Source organism: Lysinibacillus irui, from assembly GCF_028877475.1.
GTDB lineage: Bacteria > Bacillota > Bacilli > Bacillales_A > Planococcaceae > Lysinibacillus > Lysinibacillus irui.
Window position 1 is genome coordinate 2,738,182 of sequence record NZ_CP113527.1, and the last position, 22,903, is coordinate 2,761,084.

At 37.4% G+C, this 22,903-nt stretch carries 28 protein-coding genes; 4 read left to right on the plus strand and 24 right to left on the minus strand.

Annotation, left to right across the window (positions count from 1 at the left end; translation table 11 throughout):
- Position 1: 1 nt before the first annotated feature.
- The 9 genes from ahrC to nusB all read right to left on the minus strand — a co-directional run bounded on the left by ahrC (position 2) and on the right by nusB (position 8,360).
- Complete coding sequence (gene ahrC, locus OU989_RS13825; RefSeq protein WP_004231170.1) at positions 2–451, minus strand: transcriptional regulator AhrC/ArgR; 450 nt, start codon at positions 449–451, stop codon at positions 2–4.
- A gap of 100 nt (positions 452–551) precedes the next feature.
- Positions 552–1,370 carry a TlyA family RNA methyltransferase gene (locus OU989_RS13830; RefSeq protein WP_274793620.1) on the minus strand — a complete coding sequence of 273 codons (819 nt, stop codon included), beginning with the start codon at positions 1,368–1,370 and terminating at the stop codon, positions 552–554.
- The gene (dxs, locus tag OU989_RS13835; RefSeq protein ID WP_274793621.1) at positions 1,370–3,271 is read right to left on the minus strand and encodes a 1-deoxy-D-xylulose-5-phosphate synthase; all 1,902 of its coding nucleotides are present in this window, start codon (positions 3,269–3,271) and stop codon (positions 1,370–1,372) included. Before dxs ends, OU989_RS13830 begins: the two co-directional genes overlap by 1 nt.
- A 165-nt stretch (positions 3,272–3,436) precedes the next feature.
- The gene (locus OU989_RS13840; RefSeq protein WP_274793622.1) at positions 3,437–4,318 is read right to left on the minus strand and encodes a polyprenyl synthetase family protein; all 882 of its coding nucleotides are present in this window, start codon (positions 4,316–4,318) and stop codon (positions 3,437–3,439) included.
- A 3-nt stretch (positions 4,319–4,321) separates the two neighbouring features.
- Positions 4,322–4,555: an exodeoxyribonuclease VII small subunit gene (xseB, locus tag OU989_RS13845; RefSeq protein ID WP_008179899.1), complete on the minus strand. Its 234-nt coding sequence runs from the start codon at positions 4,553–4,555 to the stop codon at positions 4,322–4,324.
- A complete protein-coding gene (gene xseA / locus OU989_RS13850) occupies positions 4,552–5,910 on the minus strand; it encodes an exodeoxyribonuclease VII large subunit (RefSeq protein ID WP_274793623.1) in 1,359 nt (452 codons plus the stop codon). The genes xseB and xseA overlap by 4 nt, the downstream gene beginning before the upstream one ends.
- Positions 5,911–6,143: 233 nt before the next feature.
- Complete coding sequence (locus tag OU989_RS13855; RefSeq protein WP_274793624.1) at positions 6,144–6,959, minus strand: undecaprenyl-diphosphate phosphatase; 816 nt, start codon at positions 6,957–6,959, stop codon at positions 6,144–6,146.
- Between the two features lie 128 nt (positions 6,960–7,087).
- On the minus strand, positions 7,088–7,945 hold the full coding sequence (gene folD / locus OU989_RS13860) for a bifunctional methylenetetrahydrofolate dehydrogenase/methenyltetrahydrofolate cyclohydrolase FolD (RefSeq protein ID WP_274793625.1): 858 nt from the start codon (positions 7,943–7,945) through the stop codon (positions 7,088–7,090).
- Between the two features lie 31 nt (positions 7,946–7,976).
- Positions 7,977–8,360, minus strand: a complete 384-nt coding sequence (gene nusB, locus OU989_RS13865) for a transcription antitermination factor NusB (RefSeq protein ID WP_008179889.1) — start codon at positions 8,358–8,360, stop codon at positions 7,977–7,979.
- 406 nt (positions 8,361–8,766) lie between these two features.
- Here nusB and OU989_RS13875 point away from each other — a divergent pair, with 406 nt between their 5' ends.
- The gene (locus tag OU989_RS13875; RefSeq protein ID WP_274793627.1) at positions 8,767–9,630 is read left to right on the plus strand and encodes a MerR family transcriptional regulator; all 864 of its coding nucleotides are present in this window, start codon (positions 8,767–8,769) and stop codon (positions 9,628–9,630) included.
- A 164-nt stretch (positions 9,631–9,794) separates the two neighbouring features.
- The gene (locus OU989_RS13880; RefSeq protein ID WP_274793628.1) at positions 9,795–10,964 is read left to right on the plus strand and encodes an MFS transporter; all 1,170 of its coding nucleotides are present in this window, start codon (positions 9,795–9,797) and stop codon (positions 10,962–10,964) included.
- Positions 10,965–11,059: 95 nt separating this feature from the next.
- Here the strand turns inward: OU989_RS13880 and OU989_RS13885 are convergent, their stop codons facing one another.
- Complete coding sequence (locus OU989_RS13885; RefSeq protein ID WP_274793629.1) at positions 11,060–11,470, minus strand: Asp23/Gls24 family envelope stress response protein; 411 nt, start codon at positions 11,468–11,470, stop codon at positions 11,060–11,062.
- A gap of 99 nt (positions 11,471–11,569) precedes the next feature.
- Positions 11,570–11,908, minus strand: a complete 339-nt coding sequence (locus tag OU989_RS13890; protein WP_274793630.1) for a nucleoside triphosphate pyrophosphohydrolase — start codon at positions 11,906–11,908, stop codon at positions 11,570–11,572.
- Positions 11,909–12,089: 181 nt separating this feature from the next.
- Here OU989_RS13890 and OU989_RS13895 point away from each other — a divergent pair, with 181 nt between their 5' ends.
- Both OU989_RS13895 and OU989_RS13900 read left to right on the plus strand, forming a co-directional pair.
- Positions 12,090–12,464 carry a peptidylprolyl isomerase gene (locus tag OU989_RS13895; RefSeq protein WP_274793631.1) on the plus strand — a complete coding sequence of 125 codons (375 nt, stop codon included), beginning with the start codon at positions 12,090–12,092 and terminating at the stop codon, positions 12,462–12,464.
- A 63-nt stretch (positions 12,465–12,527) separates the two neighbouring features.
- Positions 12,528–13,115 (plus strand): GNAT family N-acetyltransferase, encoded by a 588-nt coding sequence (locus tag OU989_RS13900; RefSeq protein WP_274793632.1) that lies wholly within the window; start codon positions 12,528–12,530, stop codon positions 13,113–13,115.
- 79 nt (positions 13,116–13,194) lie between these two features.
- On the opposite strand, the gene OU989_RS13905 is transcribed toward OU989_RS13900, so the two are convergent.
- From OU989_RS13905 to OU989_RS13965, 13 genes are all read right to left on the minus strand, one after another.
- A complete protein-coding gene (locus tag OU989_RS13905) occupies positions 13,195–13,908 on the minus strand; it encodes an MraY family glycosyltransferase (RefSeq protein WP_274793633.1) in 714 nt (237 codons plus the stop codon).
- A 185-nt stretch (positions 13,909–14,093) separates the two neighbouring features.
- On the minus strand, positions 14,094–14,720 hold the full coding sequence (locus tag OU989_RS13910; RefSeq protein ID WP_274793634.1) for a hypothetical protein: 627 nt from the start codon (positions 14,718–14,720) through the stop codon (positions 14,094–14,096).
- Between the two features lie 464 nt (positions 14,721–15,184).
- On the minus strand, positions 15,185–16,543 hold the full coding sequence (gene accC / locus OU989_RS13915; RefSeq protein ID WP_274793635.1) for an acetyl-CoA carboxylase biotin carboxylase subunit: 1,359 nt from the start codon (positions 16,541–16,543) through the stop codon (positions 15,185–15,187).
- A gap of 14 nt (positions 16,544–16,557) precedes the next feature.
- The gene (gene accB, locus OU989_RS13920) at positions 16,558–17,064 is read right to left on the minus strand and encodes an acetyl-CoA carboxylase biotin carboxyl carrier protein (protein ID WP_274793637.1); all 507 of its coding nucleotides are present in this window, start codon (positions 17,062–17,064) and stop codon (positions 16,558–16,560) included.
- Positions 17,065–17,264: 200 nt separating this feature from the next.
- The gene (locus OU989_RS13925; RefSeq protein WP_274793638.1) at positions 17,265–17,819 is read right to left on the minus strand and encodes a SpoIIIAH-like family protein; all 555 of its coding nucleotides are present in this window, start codon (positions 17,817–17,819) and stop codon (positions 17,265–17,267) included.
- Positions 17,820–18,179: a hypothetical protein gene (locus tag OU989_RS13930; protein ID WP_274793639.1), complete on the minus strand. Its 360-nt coding sequence runs from the start codon at positions 18,177–18,179 to the stop codon at positions 17,820–17,822. It lies immediately after the preceding gene.
- Between the two features lie 122 nt (positions 18,180–18,301).
- Complete coding sequence (locus tag OU989_RS13935) at positions 18,302–18,445, minus strand: hypothetical protein (RefSeq protein ID WP_004231124.1); 144 nt, start codon at positions 18,443–18,445, stop codon at positions 18,302–18,304.
- Between the two features lies 1 nt (position 18,446).
- Positions 18,447–19,358: a stage III sporulation protein AE gene (locus OU989_RS13940; RefSeq protein WP_274793640.1), complete on the minus strand. Its 912-nt coding sequence runs from the start codon at positions 19,356–19,358 to the stop codon at positions 18,447–18,449.
- Between the two features lie 12 nt (positions 19,359–19,370).
- Complete coding sequence (locus OU989_RS13945) at positions 19,371–19,748, minus strand: hypothetical protein (protein ID WP_274793641.1); 378 nt, start codon at positions 19,746–19,748, stop codon at positions 19,371–19,373.
- A 5-nt stretch (positions 19,749–19,753) separates the two neighbouring features.
- Positions 19,754–19,963: a hypothetical protein gene (locus OU989_RS13950; RefSeq protein ID WP_012295089.1), complete on the minus strand. Its 210-nt coding sequence runs from the start codon at positions 19,961–19,963 to the stop codon at positions 19,754–19,756.
- A 90-nt stretch (positions 19,964–20,053) separates the two neighbouring features.
- Positions 20,054–21,061 carry an NAD(P)H-dependent flavin oxidoreductase gene (locus OU989_RS13955; RefSeq protein WP_274793642.1) on the minus strand — a complete coding sequence of 336 codons (1,008 nt, stop codon included), beginning with the start codon at positions 21,059–21,061 and terminating at the stop codon, positions 20,054–20,056.
- A 203-nt stretch (positions 21,062–21,264) separates the two neighbouring features.
- Positions 21,265–21,822, minus strand: a complete 558-nt coding sequence (gene efp, locus OU989_RS13960) for an elongation factor P (protein WP_274793643.1) — start codon at positions 21,820–21,822, stop codon at positions 21,265–21,267.
- A 17-nt stretch (positions 21,823–21,839) separates the two neighbouring features.
- On the minus strand, positions 21,840–22,901 hold the full coding sequence (locus OU989_RS13965; RefSeq protein WP_274793644.1) for a M24 family metallopeptidase: 1,062 nt from the start codon (positions 22,899–22,901) through the stop codon (positions 21,840–21,842).
- Positions 22,902–22,903: the final 2 nt, after the last annotated feature.

A 22,903-nucleotide genomic window follows, 5' to 3' on the forward strand; every position in this document is an offset into this window, starting at 1 on the left:
TTTAAAGCATGTCTAATAAGCGATTTTTTGTATTTTCACGCTCATTTTCATTACGACAAATAATTAAAATGGTATCATCCCCAGAAATTGTACCTAAAATTTCTGGCCAATCTAAATGGTCAAGTAAAGATGCAATCGCGTTTGCATTACCTGGAAGAGCTTTCATCACTAGAAAGTGAGATGCTCCATCAATGCTGACAAATGCATCTGCTAATGCACGATGTAATTTTTGGACTGGGTTGAAACGTTGATCTGCGGGTAAGCTATATTTATAGCGACCATCCTGTAACGGTACTTTCACTAAATGTAGCTCTTTAATATCTCGTGACACCGTTGCTTGGGTCACATTATAGCCTGCTTCTTTTAAAAAATCGACTAAATCATCTTGTGTTTCGATTTCATGATTGGCGATAATATCTCGAATTCGTATATGTCGTTGTCCTTTATTCAACGAGATCACCTCTTATAAATAATTGTATATGTGTATAATCACACTACCATTTTCAACAAAAAAGCACAAGAAAAAACACGGCTCTATAAGCGAGCACGTGTTATTTTAAAGAATTATGCGCTTCTTCAACGAGTGCATTAAAAGCTGTATATGAAGGAATTATTTCATCACCGACAGGATTCACTAAATGGAATAAAAATTCAATGTTCCCTTCCCCTCCTGTTATAGGTGAAAAGGAGGCATCTTTTACAACAAAGCCAATTTCTGTTGCCATAGCAGCTGTTTTTTCCAATACTTCGAGATGTACTTTTTTATCACGAACAATACCTTTTTTACCAACCTTGTCTTTCCCAGCTTCAAACTGTGGTTTCACTAATGCCATCACATCGCCACCTGGAAGCAACAATGTTTTTAATACAGGTAAAATGAGCGATAAGGAAATAAAGCTAACATCAATGGTTGCAAAATCAGGTAGCCCTTCCGTTAAATCAGCGGCTGTTGTATAGCGAAAATTGGTTTTCTCCATGACCGTGACACGTTCATCCGAGCGAATTTTCCAAGCTAACTGGTTAGAGCCCACATCCAATGCATAACAATGTCTTGCTCCATGTTGTAGGGCACAATCTGTAAAGCCGCCTGTAGAGGAGCCAATGTCAAGCATTAGCTTTCCTTCTACAGTCATATCAAAAATTTGTAGGGCCTTTTCAAGCTTTAGGCCACCACGACTAACATATTTTAAATCAGAGCCCTTCACTTGTAGAGGCGCATCGATGGCAATTTTTTCTCCTGCCTTATCAATACGTATTTCATTTGAAAAAACAAGACCTGCCATAATGGATCGTTTTGCTTTTTCTCTTGTCTCGCAAAGCCCACGCTCTACAAGTAAAATATCTACTCTTTCTTTTGGTTGTTTTGTCATTATTTATTCAAACCTACTTGCTGTTTTTGTTGAAGTAATACGTGCATACGTGCAACCGTATCCTCTGCTGTCATATGAATTTCTGCGAGTAACTGATCTACATTACCATGTTCGATATATTGATCTGGAATTCCCATGCGATCAATAAGTGCATTTAGATAGCCATGATCATGAGCAAACTCTAATACGCCACTACCAAATCCACCTTGCAGGACAGCTTCTTCAATCGTTAAAATTGGCTTATGACTAGATAAAATACGATGTAGCATTTCCTCATCCATTGGCTTGATGAAGCGAGCATTAACTACTTCAATCTCAATACCTTGTTGTGCCAGCATTTCAGCTGCCGCCATTGCCATTGGAATCGTCGTTCCAAATGTTAAAATAGATGCGTCTTTCCCCTCGCGCAAGACTTCCCAGCTTCCAATTGGTAAAGCGATAAGCTCTTCATCTAATGGTACGCCAATCCCATTCCCACGTGGATAACGAAGAGCAATTGGGCCACCATCATATTCAATCGCTGTCTTTACCATATGCTGACCTTCATTTTCATCTTTTGGCATCATAATAGTCATGTTTGGAATATGGCGAAGGAAAGCAATATCAAATACACCTTGATGGGTTTCTCCATCCGCTCCAACTAAACCAGCACGATCAATGCCGATAAAAACATTCAAGTTTGGACGAGCAATATCATGTAATACTTGGTCATATGCACGTTGCAAGAATGTAGAATAAATGGCTAAAAACGGCTTCATTTTTTGAGTAGCTAGCCCTGCAGCCATCGTTGCTGCGTGTTGTTCAGCAATTCCTACATCAAAGAAACGATTTGGGAAATCCTTTTGAATACCTTGTAGCTTCGACCCAACAGGCATTGCTGGCGTAATCGTCACTACTCGCTCATCCTCATGAGCAATTTTACGAACCGTTTCTGCAATTAAACTACTCCACGCTGGTCCTTTTGCTTCAGATTTAACAAAGGCACCGTTTTCAATTTTATAGGGACCTGTCCCATGCCAATTACCAATAGTATCATCCTCGGCAGGTTTATAGCCCTTTCCTTTTTTTGTAATGACATGGACCAAAACAGGCCCTTTCACTTTTTTAGCATGTGATAATGTCATTTCTAGGGCTTCGAAATCATGTCCATCAATTGGGCCCAGATATTTAAAACCTAGCTCCTCAAAAAACACACCGGACACCACTAAATATTTTAAGCTGTCCTTAAGGCGCTCTGCAGTAGAAGCAAGCTTGCCTCCTAGCACTGGAATTTTATTTATAAGTGACTCTAGCTCTTCCTTCGCTTTTGAGTATTCCTTAGCTGTACGTAAACGACCTAATACATTGTGTAATGCTCCAACATTTGGTGCAATGGACATTTCATTATCATTCAGAATGACAATCATATTTGTTTTTGCATGTCCAATATGATTTAACGCTTCAAGTGCCATTCCGCCTGTTAAAGCACCGTCCCCAATAATAGGGATTACATAGCTATGTTCTTTTTTAATATCACGTGCCGCTGCCATACCCATGGCTGCTGATAAGGACGTCGAGCTGTGACCTGTTTCCCACTCATCATGTTCACTCTCCACGCGCTTCGGGAATCCACAAAGCCCTTTGAACTGACGTAGTGTGTCAAATTGACTCGCACGACCTGTTAAAATTTTATGCACGTAAGCTTGGTGGCCAACATCCCACAAAAACTTATCTTTTGGACTGTCAAACATTTTATGCAGCATTATCGTAAGTTCAACTACACCTAAATTTGGCCCGATATGCCCACCTGTGACAGAACATTTTTCGATTAAGAAGGTACGAATTTCTTGTGCAAGTTGCTCAAGCTCCTTCTTATTTAAGTTTTTTAAAAAGGATGGACTAGTTATTTTATTTAAATCCACCTTTCTCACACACCTTTTCAATAAAATATTCACCGCAATTGTGTTTCCACCATTATAGCAGTGTTATCAATATGCTAAAAGTACGAGCACTTCATTGAATGCAAATTGCAAACGTTCCCACCTATTCTAGCATATTCTTTTCCTTCAACGCCTTGATTTTCTCTCTTAGTTTTTACGATGAACAATATACGCAGCAAAGTCGCGTAATAAGCTGGTATCGATTGGTAATTGATCGAGTGCGTTAATGGCATGTTGATAATGCTCAGCAAGCTTTTCTTTTGCTCCCGCTAATGTTAAAAGCGCTGGATAGGTGCTTTTATCACTAGCGATATCTTTCCCTGCTGTTTTCCCTAGTTCTTCAGTTGTTCCTTCAATATCTAAAATATCATCCTGAATTTGGAAAGCTAGACCAATGTGATGTGCATATTTCTTTAATGTAGCACGATCTTGATTGGACACATCTGCTAACACGGCTCCCGCTTCAATACTAAAGCGTAATAATGCACCTGTCTTATTGACATGGACCTGTTCTAGCTCTGTTAAATTAAGCTGACGTTGCTCTCCTTCCATATCAAGTACTTGACCACCAACCATGCCTTCTGCTCCTGCTGCGACACTTAATAATTGGACAAGTTCAATGCGCTTTTCAGCAGACAATTCCATACGTGCTAAAATGCCAAATGCCAACGTATTTAGTGCATCTCCAGCAAGCGTTGCAAGTGCTTCACCATAAACTTTATGATTCGTCGGCTTTCCTCTTCTGAAATCATCATTATCCATACTTGGTAAATCATCGTGGATTAAAGAATACGTATGAATGATTTCAATTACAGAACCGACAAGAAAGCCGTCCTGTAAATTTTTATGGTAAAGCTCAAGTACTGCTAACACAAAAAGTGGGCGAATTCGTTTACCGCCAGCCTTTAATGAATAAAGCATAGATTCCTTTAAATCGGCTGGTGCATCAATTTGTTCAACAAGCGCAAACATGGTTTCTTCAATTTGTGGTATGTTACTTTCAATAAAGTACTTTAATGGCTCATTCATTTCCTAATTCTCTCCCTTTAGTGGATCAAATGCTGTTGTTTCACCAGTCTCTTGGACAATCGATACGAGCTGTTCTTCTGCATGTTGCAGCTTACTATGGCAAAACTTTGATAGCTCCATTCCTTGCTTATATAAATCTATTGCATTTTCCAATGGCACATCGCCTTGCTCCAACTGGCGAACGATTTCTTCTAGTGCCGTCATGGCTTCTGCAAACGTTTGTTGTTTCTCTGTCACAACGTTTCCCCCTCATTCTTTGGCAAGATATTTTTCACTTCAGCCACAACTTTCCCATCATGGAAAGAAAGTGTAAGTTGATCCTGCTTTTGTACCTCAGTGGATGATTTGATCATTTGTTGATCTTTATATGCTACTGTAAAACCTCTTGTTAGAATGGATAGCGGATTTAATGCTTCTAATGTTCTAACAGTGGCCTCAAATTGTTGTTGTTGCTTCGCTACATAATACGTAGTAGCACGGGATAATTGTTGAATGCGTGCTTCAAGTTCACGTTGATGGAACGCCAGTGCCTTTTTAGGTGAATGCTGCTCGACCGTACTATGTAATTGTTGAAGCTGAGATTTTTTCTTCATCAACTCCACCTGCATCGCTGTCTGCAACCCAGACTCGAGCTGTGCTAATCTTTCAGTAAATGGTCGATAAAGTCTTTCTGGCATGGACAATGGATAAGACTGCTGGAGCTTATTTAGACGTTGTCGTTCAGCCATAAGTTGCGACCTCACTATTTGATGAAGTTGTGTTTTTTGCGTAAGTACCCGCTGGTAGAGCTCTGCTTGATCTGGAACAGCCATCTCTGCAGCTGCCGTTGGTGTAGGAGCTCGTAAATCAGCTACATAATCTGCAATGGTTGTATCTGTTTCATGTCCGACTGCGCTAATAATAGGAATTCGGCTTTCAAAAATAGCCCGTGCCACTATTTCTTCATTAAAAGCCCATAAATCCTCAATAGAGCCTCCACCACGACCTACAATTAACACATCACAACTCGCATTCTGATTGGCACGTTGAATATTTTGCACAATATTTGGAGCCGCCTGCGCTCCTTGCACTAGAGTTGGATAAATCAAAATTTTAGCAAGGGGGTAACGTCTCTTCAACGTCGTACAAATATCTCGAATAGCAGCACCTGTAGTCGATGTTAATACACCTATTTTTTCAGGAAACTTTGGTATCGGTTGCTTCCACTCTTGTTTAAAAAGCCCCTCTTTTTGTAATTGTTCTTTTAATTGATTAAAGGCAACAAATAAGCTACCAATGCCATCAGGTTGCATCTCCTGTACATAAAGTTGGTAGGTACCATAACCTTCGTAAACGTTTACATCGCCTCGAATAAATACTTGCATACCTTCCTTTGGCTCAAACGCTAATTTTGTAGCCGCCATTTTAAACATCGTAGCCGCAATGCGGGCTCCATCATCCTTTAGCGTAAAATAAATATGGCCTGATTGATGGAGTTTAACATTCGATAATTCACCCTTTACATATACTTCACGTAGATGAGGGTCAGCATCAAACTTTCGTTTAATATATTTCGTTAACGCTTTTACTGTTAAATAAGAAGCAGACGACATGTTTTCGGCTCCTTTACTATAATCAAGTTTTTCACAAAAACTACACCTATCATAACATTTTTTACTGTCGTTGACGTGCCAAAATGCAGTTTCGCTAGAAAAAATGACGAGGTTACAACTATCGAAAAACAACTATAACATATTCATACACGATCAAACTATTAGAAAACAGCTTATTACCATCCATAACAAAACAAAGCCCCATAACAATAGTTGTTATGAGACTTTACATTTTAATAGAATAGTAATAGAAGCGTACCTACAATAAAACAATAGTACGTAAAATAGCTAAGTTTACCGCTTTTCATAATACCCATAAACCATCGCATCGCAAAATAGGTCATAATGAGCGTAGCGATGAAAGTAGCTGCATAGGGAAGTGCCAATGCGCCTTTATTCGGCTCCTCTAAAAAATCCGTAATCCCAAGGACCACTCCCCCTAAGCTTACAGGAATATAAAGCATAAAGGAGAACCGTAAGGCTGTATCCTGCTTCATACCTACTGCTATTGCTGAAATAATCGTTGCTCCTGATCGGCTAATACCTGGCGTTAAAGCTACTGCTTGCCCTAATCCTACAATAATAGCGTCTTTTGCCCTGAGATCAGCATCATTCTTCTTCCCTCGCATATTACGTATTAACCATAATGCAGCTCCTGTGACAAATAACATAAGCGCAATTGTAGTCATACTGACATTGTCAGCAATGACATCACTTAATAACACCCCTAAAACGCCTGCTGGAATAGATCCTATGATAATATACAATGCAAAGCGAAAATCAGCTTTATAGCGCCTCTCCCCTGTCTTTAAATAGAGAAAGAAATGACTTATAAGGCGCACAATATCCTCTCGATAAATATACATAATGGCAAGTAATGATGCTGTATTAGTTAAAATGGCGAATGTAAAACCTTGTTCTCCAAGCCCTAGTATTTCACTGGCAATCATAACATGTCCACTCGATGAAACGGGAATAGGCTCTGTGAAACCTTGGACAAGACCAATGATGATATGTTTAACAATTAACATAATATCGATGTTTTCCATAAAAACCTCCTTCTACGTATGTATGTCCCAAACGTTACATTAGACGTCAAAAATAGCAAAGAAGTTCTTTTTTACTCATCAAAAAAGTCATCTCAAAGCAATGTTGAGATGACTCTTTTATGGTTATGTTATTTATTTTGCAAGCTATTTTCAGCTGCTTGCACTGTGTTGAATAGTAACATCGTGATTGTCATTGGTCCGACACCACCTGGTACAGGAGTAATATGTGATGCAATACCATCTACTTCTGCAAAGTTTACATCACCGCATAATTTATTGTTCTCATCACGATTAATACCGACATCAATGACAACCGCTCCATCTTTTACATGCTCCTTTGTAATAAAGTTTGCACGTCCGACAGCAGCTATCAAAATATCTGCCTGTTTTGTAAATGAAGGTAAATCAGGCGTTTTAGAATGTGTATATGTCACCGTTGCGTCTTTTTGCAAAAGTAGTTGTCCCATTGGTTTACCAACGATATGACTACGTCCTACAATAACAGCATGTTTTCCTGCAATGTCAATTCCTGAATACTCAAGAAGCTTCATCACGCCGAACGGTGTACAAGGTAAAAATGTGTCTTGGCCAAGCATCATTTTCCCCACACTTACTGGTGAGAAACCATCGACATCCTTCTCGACAGCGATTGTCGCTATGACTGTATCCTCATCAATATGTTTTGGGAGTGGTAGTTGTACTAAAATTCCGTGAATATCCTCACGTTGATTTAAAAGTTGAATTTGTGCTAATAATTCCTCTTGCGTAGTTTCAGCTGGTAATTTAATCAGTTCTGAAAACATACCAATTGCTTCACAAGATTTTTGTTTATTTCTCACATATGTAGCTGAAGCTTGGTTGTCTCCAACTAATACAACCGCTAAACCAGGTGTTAATCCTCGCTCTTTTAAGCGAATGACACGCTCTGCTACAGCATTACGAATTTCTTGACCAATTTCTTTACCATTAATAATTGCACTTGACATAAACCTTCGTTACTCCTTCCAATTCAACACATTATTCTTGTTCTGTAAATTTAGAAAGTACACCATTGACAAATTTAGATGAACTATCATCGCCAAATGTTTTACATAACTCGATTGCTTCGTTTAGTACTACTCTTTTTGGTGTTTCTGGCATGTATAAAAGTTCGTATACAGCTAGACGTAAAACCGTTCTTTCAATTTTCGGTAGACGGGCAAGTGACCACTTTTCAAGATGCTGTTCTAAAGTAGCATCGATTTCCTCCAAATGTTCAGCTGTTCCAGTAACAATCTTTTCGTAAAAGGCATTGGTTGGTTGTCCTTTAATATGACCCATTGCTTCTTCTACTGTTAGATCCGTATTGTCTAGCTGAAACAAAACTTGCAACGCTTTTTCGCGTGCTTCATGTCGTTTCATGTAAAGCTCTCCTTCTTAAGTGGCATTAAGGTTTATAATAGCATAAAATCGCACGAGAAACACGATTTCAAGCAAGTTTTCAATAATCTGAAACCTTTTTTAAGGAACTTTTTACATCATTCCTAATTGAGCTCCCTTTTAATCAAATAAGCTCTCCAAAAATGATTGTTTCCTCCTCATCATGTATAATAAAGAAAAACGAAAACAAACTTCAGAGGTGTTCACAATGCAATATGAAGCCATATGTACGAGTTGTAAAAAACCATTTAAATTGGTTGAAGGTGAAGAACAATACAAACTAATGAAGGAACGTAAATCTCACCTATTTTACTGTGACGATTGCAAGCATAAAATTCGCTTTGACGCCATTCGAAACTTCTTTAGGTATTACTAATGGAGGCAATTTATGAAGGAACATTATTATACCATTGGTGAGGTTGCCAAACTTTCAAACTTATCGATTCAGACGTTACGCTATTACGATCAAATTGATTTATTTAAACCAGCTTATACAGATACCTACACCAATTACCGCTACTATAAAGACACTCAGCTATTCTATTTAGATATAATAAAATCACTTAAATATATCGGTGTTACCCTCGAAGATATAAAAAAAGCGCTCAAATTAACCTCAAATGAATTGCTTGATTTTCTTGCACAGCAAGAGCTACGAATAAACGAGAAAATCTCACGCTTAAATGAAGCGAAAAATACTTTATTGAAAACAAAAAAGCAATTACAAGAACAAATAGATATCCCGATCTTCGGTGAAGTATATGAACAGGTAGAAGAAGCAATGCCCGTTCTTCAAGTGACAACGACTGAATTAACACCAACATCGAGCGCTAATACATATTATGCAATACTAACAAAAATCATTGAAAACGAGGGCAGTGTGTTAAATAGTCGATATGGTTGTATATATCCTCTTAAGCCTTATCAAGATGTCCATGATATTTTTTATGATGTTATTTTCACTCCTCTTTTAACAGAGCGCACATTTTCAAAGCTCTCAGCAAATATACAGCAAACTACCATTCCCGCTGGAAAGTATGTATGTATTGCCTTTATATATGACCCTGAAACTTATTTTTCGTACTATGAAAAATTAAGAAATTATGTATTGGCGCAGCAAGAAATATTTGAATCACAAGTGTATGAACTCTATATGCCAGCGACATTAACAATGGAGCAAGAAAAGAAGTTTATTGTAGAATTAAAGGTTAGACAAAAACAAGAAGGACAAGAATCTTCCCTAAAAATTTAAAGGCCAATCGTATAAACTCCTCAAAAACTCCCAAACTGATAAAAACTTTAAAAATGGAAAACAAATCTTTTGACCCTATAGTTACTATAGGGTTTATCGTATTACATGGAAATATTCTAGTAGATTTAAAACATGTATCGTTTAACAGGTAGAAGGAGAGCTTTATGAGCAAGAAACAAAATATAACATTAGCAATTTTATTATCCAATCTTTTCATTGCTTTTTTAGGGATTGGTTTAGTCATCCCTGTTTTACCAACTATCATGAATGAGCTTCATATCTCGGGCTCTGTTGTTGGTTATATGGTAGCAGCATTTGCTATTACCCAATTGATTGCATCACCTATCGCAGGTAAATTAGTCGATAATATCGGTCGTAAAATCATGATCGTGTTAGGTCTTTTTATTTTTGGGCTTTCTGAGTTTTTATTCGGATTCGGTCGTTCAGTGGAAATTCTTTTTGCCTCCCGTATGCTCGGTGGCGTAAGTGCAGCTTTTATTATGCCAGCCGTAACAGCTTATATTGCTGATATTACGACATTAGCACAGCGTCCTAAAGCACTGGGTTATATGAGTGCTGCCATTAGCACAGGGTTTATTATCGGTCCTGGTATCGGAGGATTTTTAGCAGAATATGGTACACGTGTACCATTTTACGCGGCAGGGGTCCTTGGTCTTTTCGCGGCTATTCTGTCGTTGATCTTATTAAAAGAACCGTCGCGTGCTACGGACAATGAGGAAGTTACACCATCTATGCTAGGTAGTGTGAAGCGTGTGTTTAGCCCGCTTTATTTTATTCCATTCATTCTTATTTTCGTGCTATCCTTTGGTCTCGCTGCATTCGAATCACTATTTAGCTTATTTGTCGATCACAAATTTGCATTTACGCCATCAGATATTGCCATTATTATTACAGGAAGTGGTATTGTAGGAGCCCTGGCTCAATTAATTCTGTTTGACTGGCTAACAAAGAAAATGGGTGAAATTAATGTCATTCGTTATTCATTGATTCTCTCGGCGATCCTAACATTCGCTATGACGATTGTCAGTCATTATTTTGCCATTTTATTTGTCACATTCTTTATTTTCGTTGGCTTTGATTTAATTCGGCCAGCGGTTACTTCATATCTATCAAAAATTGCTGGCAATGAACAAGGATTTGTTGGTGGTATGAACTCCATGTTTACAAGCCTAGGTAATATTTTTGGGCCTATCTTAGGTGGGATCTTGTTCGATGTAAATTTGAACTATCCCTATTACTTTGCCACAATCGTGTTAGTGCTTGGCGTTATTCTGGCATTGTTCTGGAGAAAGCCAAAGCATATTGAATTATAAAAAAGGCGATACATTTAGACTAATGAATCCTAGAGAAATCCTTAAAAAAGGGCTGCCCTTTGATGAAAAATCATCTTAGGGCAACCCTTTTTTTGTTATTCATGTACTGCTGTTTCTTCTTTTTCGAACTGTATAGCAGTAATATGCACGTTGACTTCTGCTGTTTCTAGTGCTGTCATATTAAAAATAGCTTGGCGTATTTGCGTTTGTACTTCCTTTGCAACCTTAGGAATGGCATATCCATATTTTACAGAGCAAAATACATCAATTGCAATTTCACCCGTTTCTGTGACACCGGATTTAATGCCCTTATTGTGTACTTTTTTACCGAATCGTTCCACGACACCTGTCGCAATATTTCCACGAGTTGCAGCAATGCCTTCAACCTCATTGACAGCAATACCTGCTACAACTTCGATTACCTCTGCCGCTACCTCTATTTTTCCAAGCTCTTCTTTTCCAGAAGGTGTTGGTTGTACGAAAGATTGTCCTACTTTCTCTGCCATACAAATATCATCCTTTCCCTTACAAATCACAAACAAATGCTGTACTACCGTTTATTATACTATAAAAAGGAAGGTTTGGCTGTCGAAAGCCGTTTTAATTTATAGCGACCCTGATGGATCTTCTACATCTAGCAAAAAAATTCTTTTTTCAAATCCACCACGAATTTTTTTCTTCTGCTCACGCATCGCTTCTAGTTCTTCAAAACTTACGCCTAACACACGTATAGCTGTATGAATGAGTTCGAGCAGATCTGTCAATTCTTCAACGCTTTCCTGACTATTTTTCGCCTCGTGAAATTCTGTAGCTTCCTCTATCATCTTAGTTTTGATTGCCTTGATAAATTCTTCTGATTCTAAAGTTCGTGCATAATACGATAAACCTTTCTCTTCTATCATTTCTAAAATTTTATCCCTTACAAGTTTATTATATACTGGCATTTATCCATCGACTCCCTTTATGATGAACTCTTCTATTAATTTCAAAGTGATTTAACCCTCACTTATATCGTTAGTAATTCTTTGTCAGTACTCCCTCTCCATTTCGACCTACCATACCTTTACTATGGTACAATTCAATTAATGGAAATTATAGTAAATCAAGAGGAGGTATGAAAAGGCATTGAAAAAATTATTATTTTTTATGTTTTTCACCGTATTTCTTTTTACAGCATGTCACTCATCAACATTAAGCATTACTGAAATTGAGGTAGTTCCAGATAAAGTGCAAAAGGCTATGGACGAAAAATCAACACTACAATTACTCAATGTAGTAGATCAAGATGTTTCTTACATCGTTTTTCGATCAAAAGGAACCGTTACGGTAGATCTTGAAACACAAAATAATACAATAACGATCAAGTTAGATGTGACAAACGAGCAAGATAATGCAATAAAACAGCATGTTTACAAATTAACGTTAGAACCTCACCATGATACGATTGATATTCAAATTAATGGTAAATCTACATCGATTGATCTTGTAACAGGTATATGATGGGCAACCAATGGCTCAAGTTCATTGTAGGTAAATTACTGATTGAAGTGGAGGTATATTGAATTGTTAATTAGAAACTATAAAAAAGAAGATGAACTAGGCTGGCTACAATGTAGAGTTCTTGCTTTTTTAAAAACAGCTTATTTTGACAATGTGCTAAATAAAAAAGAAGTCTATGAACAGCCTTCCATTGAATTAGTAGCTGAAATTGATGGAAAAATTGTTGGTTTAATTGATATAGAATATGAAATCAAAGAAGGCACAGTTTGTTCAAGAGGAAAAGGACTAGGTGGTATGATTTGGCACATCGCTGTACATCCTGATTATTCACGAAAAGGAATAGGCGAAAATTTATTAAAGGTTGCTGAAAAAAGAGCCATTGAACTAAATTTAAATCGCTTTGAAGCATGGACGCGAGACGATGAATGGGTGCAAAATTGGTATAAAAAAATGGAGTTTTCTCAAGTCGAATCCTATTATCATATTTATCTTGAAGGGAGTGAAATGACTAATAGAATCACAACGAATGTTCCAAATCTATTTCCTGTTTCAACATTCAGTCATTATGTCGGCCATGATATGGAACAATTCACTAATATCACACGTAAACACCAATGTATCTGCTATGAAAAGTATTTAAAGACTGTTTAAGCATTTTAGGACTTGTTTTTATGATTAATCGTCATATACGCAAGTCCTACAATGTTTATTAGGATGCTCCCATCCAACTTTAAATTATACGGTATTTACGTGAGGATTGTGTGATCACTAAAAGTATCGTTAATCCAACAACAAAATACCAGAGCATATAAAAAGGAACTATGAACATTAGGACACTAAATACTATTGCTGTTACAACGCTAACTGTAATAGCGTATACACTTGTAAATTTATCTTTCATCCAATAATATAATGTGAATGGTAGTGCTAAAGTAAATATGGGAATATAAATATTTACAATAGATGCTTTGATAAGAGATAGTGATAGTACAGCTATGATGAAACCAATTGTCGTAGTAAGCGTTCGTCCTACAATTACTTTACCAGAAAAATAGCTGTATAACAGAATAGACAGCATAACTAAACAACTACAAAATCCTATGATTACTACAAATAAATTACCCATAATGTAAGCTAATATTGACAAGCAAACGAAAGACACAATTGGTAACAGCAAGATTGATGGATTATGTACTTTTTCTAGATTTATTACATTTGTAAAGCCAACAAGAAATAATATTGTAAAAGGAATCGTCAAATAACCTAATTCGAAGGTATTACCTATAGTAATATGACTAACCGAAAGATTACCGACTATGCTGATCGGTAGTGCCGCACAAATTTGACCAAGCACCACCCAAATGCCTGATAGCTTAAAAGCTTGAGTAAGTTTATCTGTAATTACAATGAAAACAATACCAAGTAATAAAGCCAAATATAACAACTTTCCCCCTCCTCTTCTTTAGAAATAAACAACGTTATTTACCCTACCTAAATTATACAGTATATACAAAAAATATACGAATAGAAAAATAATCGTTGATTAAACTTAGCGGCACCGTTAGTTCACCAATAAAACTACCGAAATCTAGGGTTACTTTTTCTACCAGCCGAAAACATGTATGTAGATCAATTACTTCTTTGTATCTGTTTACTTTTCTTGAATCCGATCATACTTCCTAAAAACGCGAAAATAGCAGCTCCTACGATAACTACCATTAATTCGTTTGTATTGAAATGAAAAAACGAGGTCAATGAATTAGTAAATGATCTTATAAAAAGTACTATTGCGTAGGACGTAAAGAAACCGATAGTTGCTCCACATGTAAAGCCACTGATATGCAGCCAGTTGTTATATTTCTTCAATAAGAAGTGTGATAAAAAGACAAGTAGGATCGGCAATAACAGGATAGAAAGATCAATTGCATCGCGAATGAAGATATTTGGTATATAATCTTCGTTAGATTTGTAATTATAGGAGCTATATAAACTGTTGATTACTTGTATAACCTTGATTAACCAAAAGCCGATAATTGTCCCAAAAAGTATTGGTTTAATCGTTATTTTTTTAATTAACAAATAACAGATGATAAACGAACAAATGACAATAATAGGTGAAAAATAGATGATATAAAGCCCAAAATACGCATCATCATTTCCGCTTACATTTTGATAAATTACTGCTAAAGGAAAAGATGCGAGTAATGTGGTGATAGCCGTAACTAAATAAGCTGTTACATATAAAAATAATTTCAATTTGGTTGCTCCTTTTTAAATCCATTGAATACTTTACCTATCAAATCTTAACAATGAATTTCGCTATTTTATATATGTAAATTCTTCCATCATTAATAAAATTGCTCCTTTAGCTCCATAAAAAAACTCCCTCTGCAATGCTCTTTAATTAACCCCCCAATAATTTACCAGGTTCTAACTCTTCAAAAGACTGATAAATGGGTTTCGGAATAGGGATAGAAACGATACCTTTAATATATGTAAATATATGTAATTCAGCCTATCAATCATTAGCTTTGGTGTAGTAATCAGTCACGTGTCTCCTCTTCTTTAAACGCACCCTCTAAAACACTGGTCATTGTATACTCCTCTGTCACATCCTCTAAATCAAAAATCCAAATAAAAAACCTTCTAACAATTGAATGTTAGAAGGTAATTTTATTACGATATTTGGAATTATTCTATTCCTTAGATTCACAAATTAATTATTTGTTTGTCCCCAATACATCGTTCTCTTCAAGGAACTTCGTATTAAATTGAGCTGATTTGAAAACATCATTGTTCATTAGTGCTTGGTGGAATGGGATGGTTGTGTTGATCCCAGGACCTGATACTTCGAATTCGCTTAGCGCGCGATTCATTTTTGCAATCGCTTCCTCACGTGTATTCGCATGAACAATAAGTTTCGCTACCATTGAATCGTAATATGGTGGAATAGTATAGCCTGCATAGACTGCCGAATCAATACGTACACCATAGCCGCCTGGCGTTACATACGTATCGACAGTTCCTGCTGATGGCATGAAGTTTTTGTAGGCATTTTCTGCGTTAATACGGCATTCAATCGCCCAACCATTTAATTGAATATCATCTTGTGTGAATGGTAGCTTCTCACCAGATGCAATTTTTAACTGCTGTTGTACAAGATCTACACCAGAAATCATTTCTGTTACTGGGTGCTCTACTTGAATACGAGTATTCATTTCCATGAAGTAGAACTTGTCCTCTTGATAGTCATAAATAAACTCGATTGTGCCAGCACCTTCATAGTTACATGCTTGTGCAGCTTTTACTGCGGCCGCTCCCATTTCAGCACGACGCTCAGAAGATAGAGCCGGAGATGGAGCTTCCTCTACTAGCTTCTGCATACGACGTTGAACTGTACAGTCACGTTCGCCTAAATGCACAACGTTGCCATAACCATCTGCTAACACTTGAATCTCACAGTGACGGAAGTACTCGATGAATTTCTCTAAATATACGCCAGGGTTACCGAATGCAGCAGCAGCCTCTTTTTGCGTAATTTCAATACCTTTCACAAGGTCTTCTTCTGTACGTGCTACACGAATCCCCTTACCGCCACCCCCAGCAGTTGCTTTGATGATAACAGGGTACCCAATTTTCGCAGCCCATTCTTTACCTGTTTCAATATCTGGTACAATACCAGTACCTGGAACAAGTGGAACACCTGCTGCTTCCATTGTTGTACGTGCAACGTCCTTGATTCCCATAATTTTAATAGAATCAGATGATGGACCGATAAATTTAATGCCAGCGTTTTCACAAGCTTCTGCAAAATCAGCGTTTTCGGATACGAAGCCATACCCTGGGTGGATCCCGTCTGCACCTGTTTTTTCAGCTACACTAAGTAGAGCTGGGAAGCTAAGATAAGAATCTTTTGATAGCTTCGGTCCGATGCAATAAGCTTCGTCTGCTAATTTCACATGTAATGCGTCCGCATCTGCTTCAGAGTATACAGCAACCGATTGAATGCCTAACTCTTTACAAGCACGAATGATACGCACAGCGATTTCGCCGCGGTTTGCAATTAAAACTTTTTTCATTTGTTTTGCACTCCTTACTCAGCTTTTACAAGGAATAATGGTTGGCCGTATTCTACTAAGTCGCCATCTTTAACAAGAATTTCAACGATTTCCCCTTGCACTTCTGCTTCGATTTCGTTGAATAATTTCATTGCTTCCACGATACATACGATTGTTTCGTTTCCTACTTTATCACCCACTTTTACGTAAGCTGGTGAATCTGGGTTTGGTGCTTGATAGAAAGTACCGACCATAGGAGATACAATTTTATGTAACGATGGGTCGTTAACTGATGGTGCAGCTGCAGCTGATGCTGGCGCTTCTTCTTTAGCTGGAGCTGGTGTTGCTACTGGAGCTTCTACTGGTGCAGATTGTTGTACAACAGGGGCTACTACTTCTTTTTTAGGTGCTACAGTTTCTGTAACAACAACATTATTCTTTTTTAGTTTTACTTTTGCGCCATCTACTTCATACACAAACTCGTCAATGGAAGAAGAATCTACTAATTTAATAATTTCACGAATTTCTTGAATTTTGAACATTTCTAACTCTCCTTATGAAATAAAATCTACTACAATAACTATTCTATATTTTTTCGAATCAATTTGAAATAGTTAAATGAAAATTAAGTAAATCTGAACAAAATAAAAGGCTTTCCTTTACTAAACGAAAGCCTTTTCATTATGCTGATATATAACAACATTTTATAAATAAATTAAATATTTATTTTTTTCTATATATTTTAATAATTATTCGCACTAAACTTTACTTGCACATCATTTGCGCCTTCCATCTCTGTTTTTACAAGGTAAATAATTTCGTTTGCTTGTGCCTTTGACAGCTCTTCTGCCATCACTGTTACAGAAACTTTTTCTCCTTCAGCGCGAACAAACGCATCGGAATAACCTAATGATTTAACGAGCATTTCAAGCATAGCTTCAGCTGATTCACGCTTAATCAGTCCATCCATTTCATTAAATGCCTCATTTTTTTCTTCAGCAGAAGCCTCTTCAGAAGCAATTTTTTGTGTTAACTGTTCACGAAGCTGGCTTCTTTCATCACTAACCTGCATACGCATTTCTTCGAATAAGTGACTCGGTGAAGATACTTCTTGTGTTGCATCATTTGTTGCCTTCTGATCTGTAACACCTGTGACAGCTGTTTGTTGTAGTGTATCATCTGTAAAGATAGTAAGACCATTAAACTGCTTTGCTGGATCAACCAAATAATACACTGAAATGACTGCTACTAAACTTAATAATGTCATAAACCAAACTGTTCTTCTACGTACGCGCATTTACTTTTCCTCCTTATTTTCCATTGGAACGATAATAATTCGATGAATCGGTAACTGCATCACTTGACTGACGACCGCACGAATTTCATTTTTCACAAAGATATCGGATGCACCTTCTGAAACAACTAGCATGCCTGTTACGTTTTTCGCGCTTTGCTCAGTCCCTCGAAAATATTGGCTAAATAGTTTATTGGCATCTTGATCATCTGTCATCTCTCCATAATAAAAATAGACTTTAACCTCCCCAACACCTTGCATTGCCTTCAGTGTTTGCTCAAGCTTTTCTTCATTTGTGAGCGGTGAACTTTTGTCGCTTGTTGAATTCGTTTGATACATAGGTAAAATGATGAATATTCCCACGGAGGCAGCTATCAAAATTAAAACCATCAATGACGTTGTTTTTTTTCGTGTCTTTTCCACATCACTTGTACATTGCCTCCTTTCATCTTCTCTTTTTCAAGTGTATGTACGCTTGTTTCTTCCTATGAATTGATAAATGGAATCTTTAATAGCAATTGCAAAAATACTAACGTGATGACCAACTTTGTCAGTGAAATTATTTCCTTATCATCCGTTAGAAACACAAAAATCTGACAAACAAAGAGCAATGCCAATAAAAGAATCAATCTATCTCCCTCCTGCCATGACTTGTACAAACACAATGAGGAAAAAACAAGAAAACATAAATGAAAAAGCAATTAAAAATGATACAGCACATAGGGTAAATAGCGATTTACTAATTTGATCTAGTAATCTACAAATATCATCAAAGGCAATTGGCTCTAAAATAGCGGCAAGCATTTTCAACGAATAGGCACTGACAACTAGCTGAACCGTTGGGATAAATGACACCGTAATGACGGCAATAAAAGCACTAATGCTTGTAACGGATGAAGTGAATTGTGTCATATGCTGAAACATCGAAAAACTATCTACAATAAAAGAACCAACAACCGGAATATTTTCTTCAATTAATTTTTTCACAGGCTCTGCTACTGCCGCATTGACACTAAATGCCGCAACACCACTTGCAGTCATCAAAAGAACGTAGCAAATGACAGAGGCCGAAACGATACTCATAATGGTAAAACGAATTAATTCAGCAATTCGTGTAAAAGATATTTCCTTGACAATAACACTGCAAACATCAAAGACAATGGCCAAAAGCACGCCTGGTATAAGCCACTTACTACTAATAATCGTAAGGACTTGTACAAAAAATAGTAAAAAGGGCTGCCAGGAAGCAATCGCTGTAATACTACTTGATAATAGAAAGCTTGATGTAAGAATCGGATAAAATGCTGTAAATAGATGGGCTAGTCCTTGTGCAATTTCATCAATTAAGGTAAAGGACTTTACAACAACAGGACCAATCGTTGCTAAAACAATAAGAAAAAATAGTATCCTTGTCCCTTTTTCAAATTCTGGTAATATCATGTTAACAATCAAAATAATGATGACGTAGCCGCAAAGCATGAGCGTCATCTTTAGCAAGAGAAAGAATGGGTCGATTAAAAATGATAGTATTTGCTCCTGCAATGGCTTCGCTCCTTAGTTTAGCCTTTTTAAAATGGACGACACCTCCTGTAAAACAGCCAAAAATTCTTTGAACCAATACAATAAAATGACGATCTTCACTGCAGCAAAAACGATGTTCCCGAGCACTTTATAATTATGTTCTGCCAGCAGCAATGACACCCACTGTCCGACATAGAACATACTTGCACTGATTAGAATAGCTTTCGCATAAGGTAAAAACGCAAGTGTTTCTAGAAGCTGCTTGACGAAAGGCAATAAAAGTGTCGAGAACAACATGCCAAAAAGCAAAAACGAAAACATCACACTTATTAGCGCATGGAGTGGCTGTATAACTTCTTTTATCAGCAATAATAAAAGCAGCATGACAACAGCGACGATGACAATTTCCATTTACATTACCCGGATGATGTAAGCCATTGGAAGAATGTTAATATTTCATTAAAGAATAGACGTAAAAATCGAAGTAACTCTGCTGTCATATATAAGTAGGCAATGAAAAAGAGGAAAAATGAAAACTCCTTCTTCCCTGTTTGATCAAAGAAAACATGAAGAAGCGCAACGACTAGTCCCACTCCAGCAACTCTTAATACGTCTTGTAATTCCATTCCTACGCCCCCTCGTGTACAGCAATATATGTCGCACTATAAAAAAAAAGACCTCTATACAGATGTATAGAGATCTACTACGAAAAAAATTTATAATAGTTTGTTCACGATGCTTTTAACCGTACCTGTTTGCTGTACGAGATGACTATTTTCGCCCATCCACATGGATAAATATTCGGCATTGCCCTGCTCTGCACTTTCCTTACGAATGGTAGTTGTTAGATAGTTTTGTAGTGGATAAGGTGCCACTATCGCATCCTTCATGCGTTTAGTAAATTCATTCGCTAGGCCTCTTGCTGGCTTACCAGTAAATGCAAGCGTAATCGTTGTTTGCTGTGCGTTCGATGCCAATACTGCATTTTTATAGAGCGGAGAAATTTCGCATTCATCTGCTACTAGTAAAGCTGTACCAATTTGAACAGCTTGTGCTCCGTTTTCAAGTGCCTGCTGAATAGCTTCTTTTGTCACGAGCCCACCTGCTGCAATCATTGGAATCGCAATTTGACCAGCTACTTGTTGTAGCAACGCATCTAAGGGAATTAATTGGATAGGGTCAGTAAAGGAACCTCGATGCCCCCCAGCCTCTCCACCTTGTAGGACAACCGCATCCATGCCAGCCTGTTCCACCAGTTTAGCCTCTTCTAATGTTGTTGCAGTGCCAATGGTATAGATACCATTGTCTTTTAATTGTTGAAGAACCTCTGCTGATGGAATGCCAAATGTAAACGAGCAAATTGCTACCTTTTCCTCTATAACCGCCTGAACTTGCCCTGTAAAAACATCCTTAGACACTACACTCTGTACAGGTGATAACCCAAGCTCATCATAAAAAGGTTGCAGCGCCATACGAGCTTGTTGTAACACCTCGATATCGATTTTTGGGTCCTCTTGTACAAATAAATTAACTGCAAAAGGCTTTGTCGTTAATTTTTTCACTTCCTGAATGAATTGCTTTGTCTGTTCGCCATCTAAGTAGCCCGCTCCAATTGAGCCTAATAAACCTGCTTCAGCACAGGCAGCCACAAATTTAGGTGACGTGACACCTGCCATTGGCGCTTGAATAATTGGGTGTTGCATATCAAATATTGTTTGTAACATACCTTTCACTCCTTACTATGTTATTATTGTAAACTTTCTTTCCAAAAATGACCATCTTTCTGATGATAGAAAGAAGGAGGATGACGAGAAAAAAAGGTCTTTTTCCTGTATCGAATGGCACAACGATTGAAGCTTTTCACATGATATGTATAAAAATAAAATAAAAACCTACTCTTTTATACTAAAGAGTAGGTTTTTATTAATTAGGCACGAGATACGTAAGAGCCTTCTTCTGTGTTAATGATTAAAACATCACCTTGGTTTACGAAGAATGGTACTTGTACGATTAGACCCGTTTCAAGAGTAGCAGGTTTTGTACCGCCTGAAGCTGTATCACCTTTGATCCCAGGTTCTGTCTCTGTAACTTCTAATTGAACAGTGTTTGGTAATTCAATACCTAACATTTCACCTTGGTAAGATTGAATATGAACTTCCATGTTTTCTTTTAGGAATTTTAATTCATATTCAATAGCAGCTGAAGATAGTTCAGTTTGCTCGTAAGATTCTAAGTCCATGAAAACATGCTCGTCACCTTGTGCATATAAGTATTGCATTTTACGGTTATCGATTTGTGCTTTTTCTACTTTTTCACCAGCGCGGAATGTTTTTTCATTTACAGAGCCATTACGTAGGTTACGTAATTTAGAACGCACGAATGCAGCACCTTTACCTGGTTTAACGTGTTGGAAATCTAACACGCGGTATAATTGGCCATCAACAATAATTGTTAGACCTGTACGGAAATCGTTTACTGAGATCATTTGTGTTCCTCCAAAGTTTATAAAATAATGAGTTCTTTTGACGAATGTGTTAGTAGTTCATTACCCGTTTCGGTGATTAAAATATCATCCTCGATACGAACACCACCAATTCCTGGTAAATAAACACCAGGCTCAATCGTCACGGCCATACCTGGCTCTAGCACTGTATCAGAACGCATCGATAAGCCAGGGCCTTCATGTACTTCAAGACCAATACCATGTCCTAAAGAATGACCAAATGCTTCGCCGTATCCTTGTTCTTTTAAGTAATCACGTGCAATCGCGTCCGCTTGAATGCCTGTTAATCCAGGACCCACTTTTTCAAGTGCTAACAGTTGAGAAGCAAGGACTGCATTGTACATATTTACTAATTTTTCGGATGGTTCTCCAACAGCCACAGTACGTGTAATATCCGAAATATAGCCATTGTATAGCGCACCAAAGTCTAATGTAACAAAGTCGCCTTTTTCAATTACTTTATTCGTTGCTACGCCATGTGGTAGTGCTGAACGAAGACCAGACGCAACAATTGTGTCAAACGAAGACTGAGTTGCTCCTTGTTTACGCATGAAAAATTCTAATTCATTCGAAACCTCAAGCTCTGTTTTACCAGGCTTGATGAAGCCTAAAATATGTGTAAATGCGTGATCAGCAATTTCACACGCAGCCTTAATAATATTAATCTCTTGTTCCGTCTTAATCAAGCGAATTTTTTCAATAAGTCCAGAAATCGGCACTAAATCAGCTTGAATCTTCGATTTATACAGTTCATATGTGCCATAACTGACAGTATCTCTCTCAAAGCCCAATAATTTGATGCCCATGTTACTCACTTGAGTAGCAATCTCTTCAATAATTGTTGCTTCATGCTTTACAATTCGGAAGTCCTGAATTTGTGCAGCAGCCTGCTCAGTATAACGGAAGTCTGTAATAAACACAGCATCGTTTTGAGACACAATTGCTACGCCCGCTGTCCCTGTAAAACCAGTCATATAGCGGCGGTTGTACTCATTTGTAACTAAAATACCATCGATGTTTTGTTCTTGCAGTGCTTTACGTAGCTTTTGTAATTTCAACATAA

Excerpts from the sequence above, each read along its gene's own strand:
- OU989_RS13875 (WP_274793627.1), top strand. The coding sequence starts at position 8,767 with ATGAAGGAACATTATTATACCATTGGTGAGGTTGCCAAACTTTCAAAC.
- accC (WP_274793635.1), bottom strand. The coding sequence starts at position 16,543 with ATGAAAAAAGTTTTAATTGCAAACCGCGGCGAAATCGCTGTGCGTATC.
- OU989_RS13950 (WP_012295089.1), bottom strand. The coding sequence starts at position 19,963 with ATGGAATTACAAGACGTATTAAGAGTTGCTGGAGTGGGACTAGTCGTT.
- OU989_RS13885 (WP_274793629.1), bottom strand. The coding sequence starts at position 11,470 with ATGGCAGAGAAAGTAGGACAATCTTTCGTACAACCAACACCTTCTGGA.
- OU989_RS13955 (WP_274793642.1), bottom strand. The coding sequence starts at position 21,061 with ATGTTACAAACAATATTTGATATGCAACACCCAATTATTCAAGCGCCA.
- OU989_RS13965 (WP_274793644.1), bottom strand. The coding sequence starts at position 22,901 with ATGTTGAAATTACAAAAGCTACGTAAAGCACTGCAAGAACAAAACATC.
- efp (WP_274793643.1), bottom strand. The coding sequence starts at position 21,822 with ATGATCTCAGTAAACGATTTCCGTACAGGTCTAACAATTATTGTTGAT.
- nusB (WP_008179889.1), bottom strand. The coding sequence starts at position 8,360 with ATGAAACGACATGAAGCACGCGAAAAAGCGTTGCAAGTTTTGTTTCAG.
- OU989_RS13925 (WP_274793638.1), bottom strand. The coding sequence starts at position 17,819 with ATGCGCGTACGTAGAAGAACAGTTTGGTTTATGACATTATTAAGTTTA.
- OU989_RS13945 (WP_274793641.1), bottom strand. The coding sequence starts at position 19,748 with ATGGAAATTGTCATCGTCGCTGTTGTCATGCTGCTTTTATTATTGCTG.
- accB (WP_274793637.1), bottom strand. The coding sequence starts at position 17,064 with ATGTTCAAAATTCAAGAAATTCGTGAAATTATTAAATTAGTAGATTCT.
- xseA (WP_274793623.1), bottom strand. The coding sequence starts at position 5,910 with ATGTCGTCTGCTTCTTATTTAACAGTAAAAGCGTTAACGAAATATATT.
- OU989_RS13830 (WP_274793620.1), bottom strand. The coding sequence starts at position 1,370 with ATGACAAAACAACCAAAAGAAAGAGTAGATATTTTACTTGTAGAGCGT.
- OU989_RS13890 (WP_274793630.1), bottom strand. The coding sequence starts at position 11,908 with ATGCCAGTATATAATAAACTTGTAAGGGATAAAATTTTAGAAATGATA.
- OU989_RS13880 (WP_274793628.1), top strand. The coding sequence starts at position 9,795 with ATGAGCAAGAAACAAAATATAACATTAGCAATTTTATTATCCAATCTT.
- OU989_RS13840 (WP_274793622.1), bottom strand. The coding sequence starts at position 4,318 with ATGAATGAGCCATTAAAGTACTTTATTGAAAGTAACATACCACAAATT.
- folD (WP_274793625.1), bottom strand. The coding sequence starts at position 7,945 with ATGTCAAGTGCAATTATTAATGGTAAAGAAATTGGTCAAGAAATTCGT.
- OU989_RS13855 (WP_274793624.1), bottom strand. The coding sequence starts at position 6,959 with ATGGAAAACATCGATATTATGTTAATTGTTAAACATATCATCATTGGT.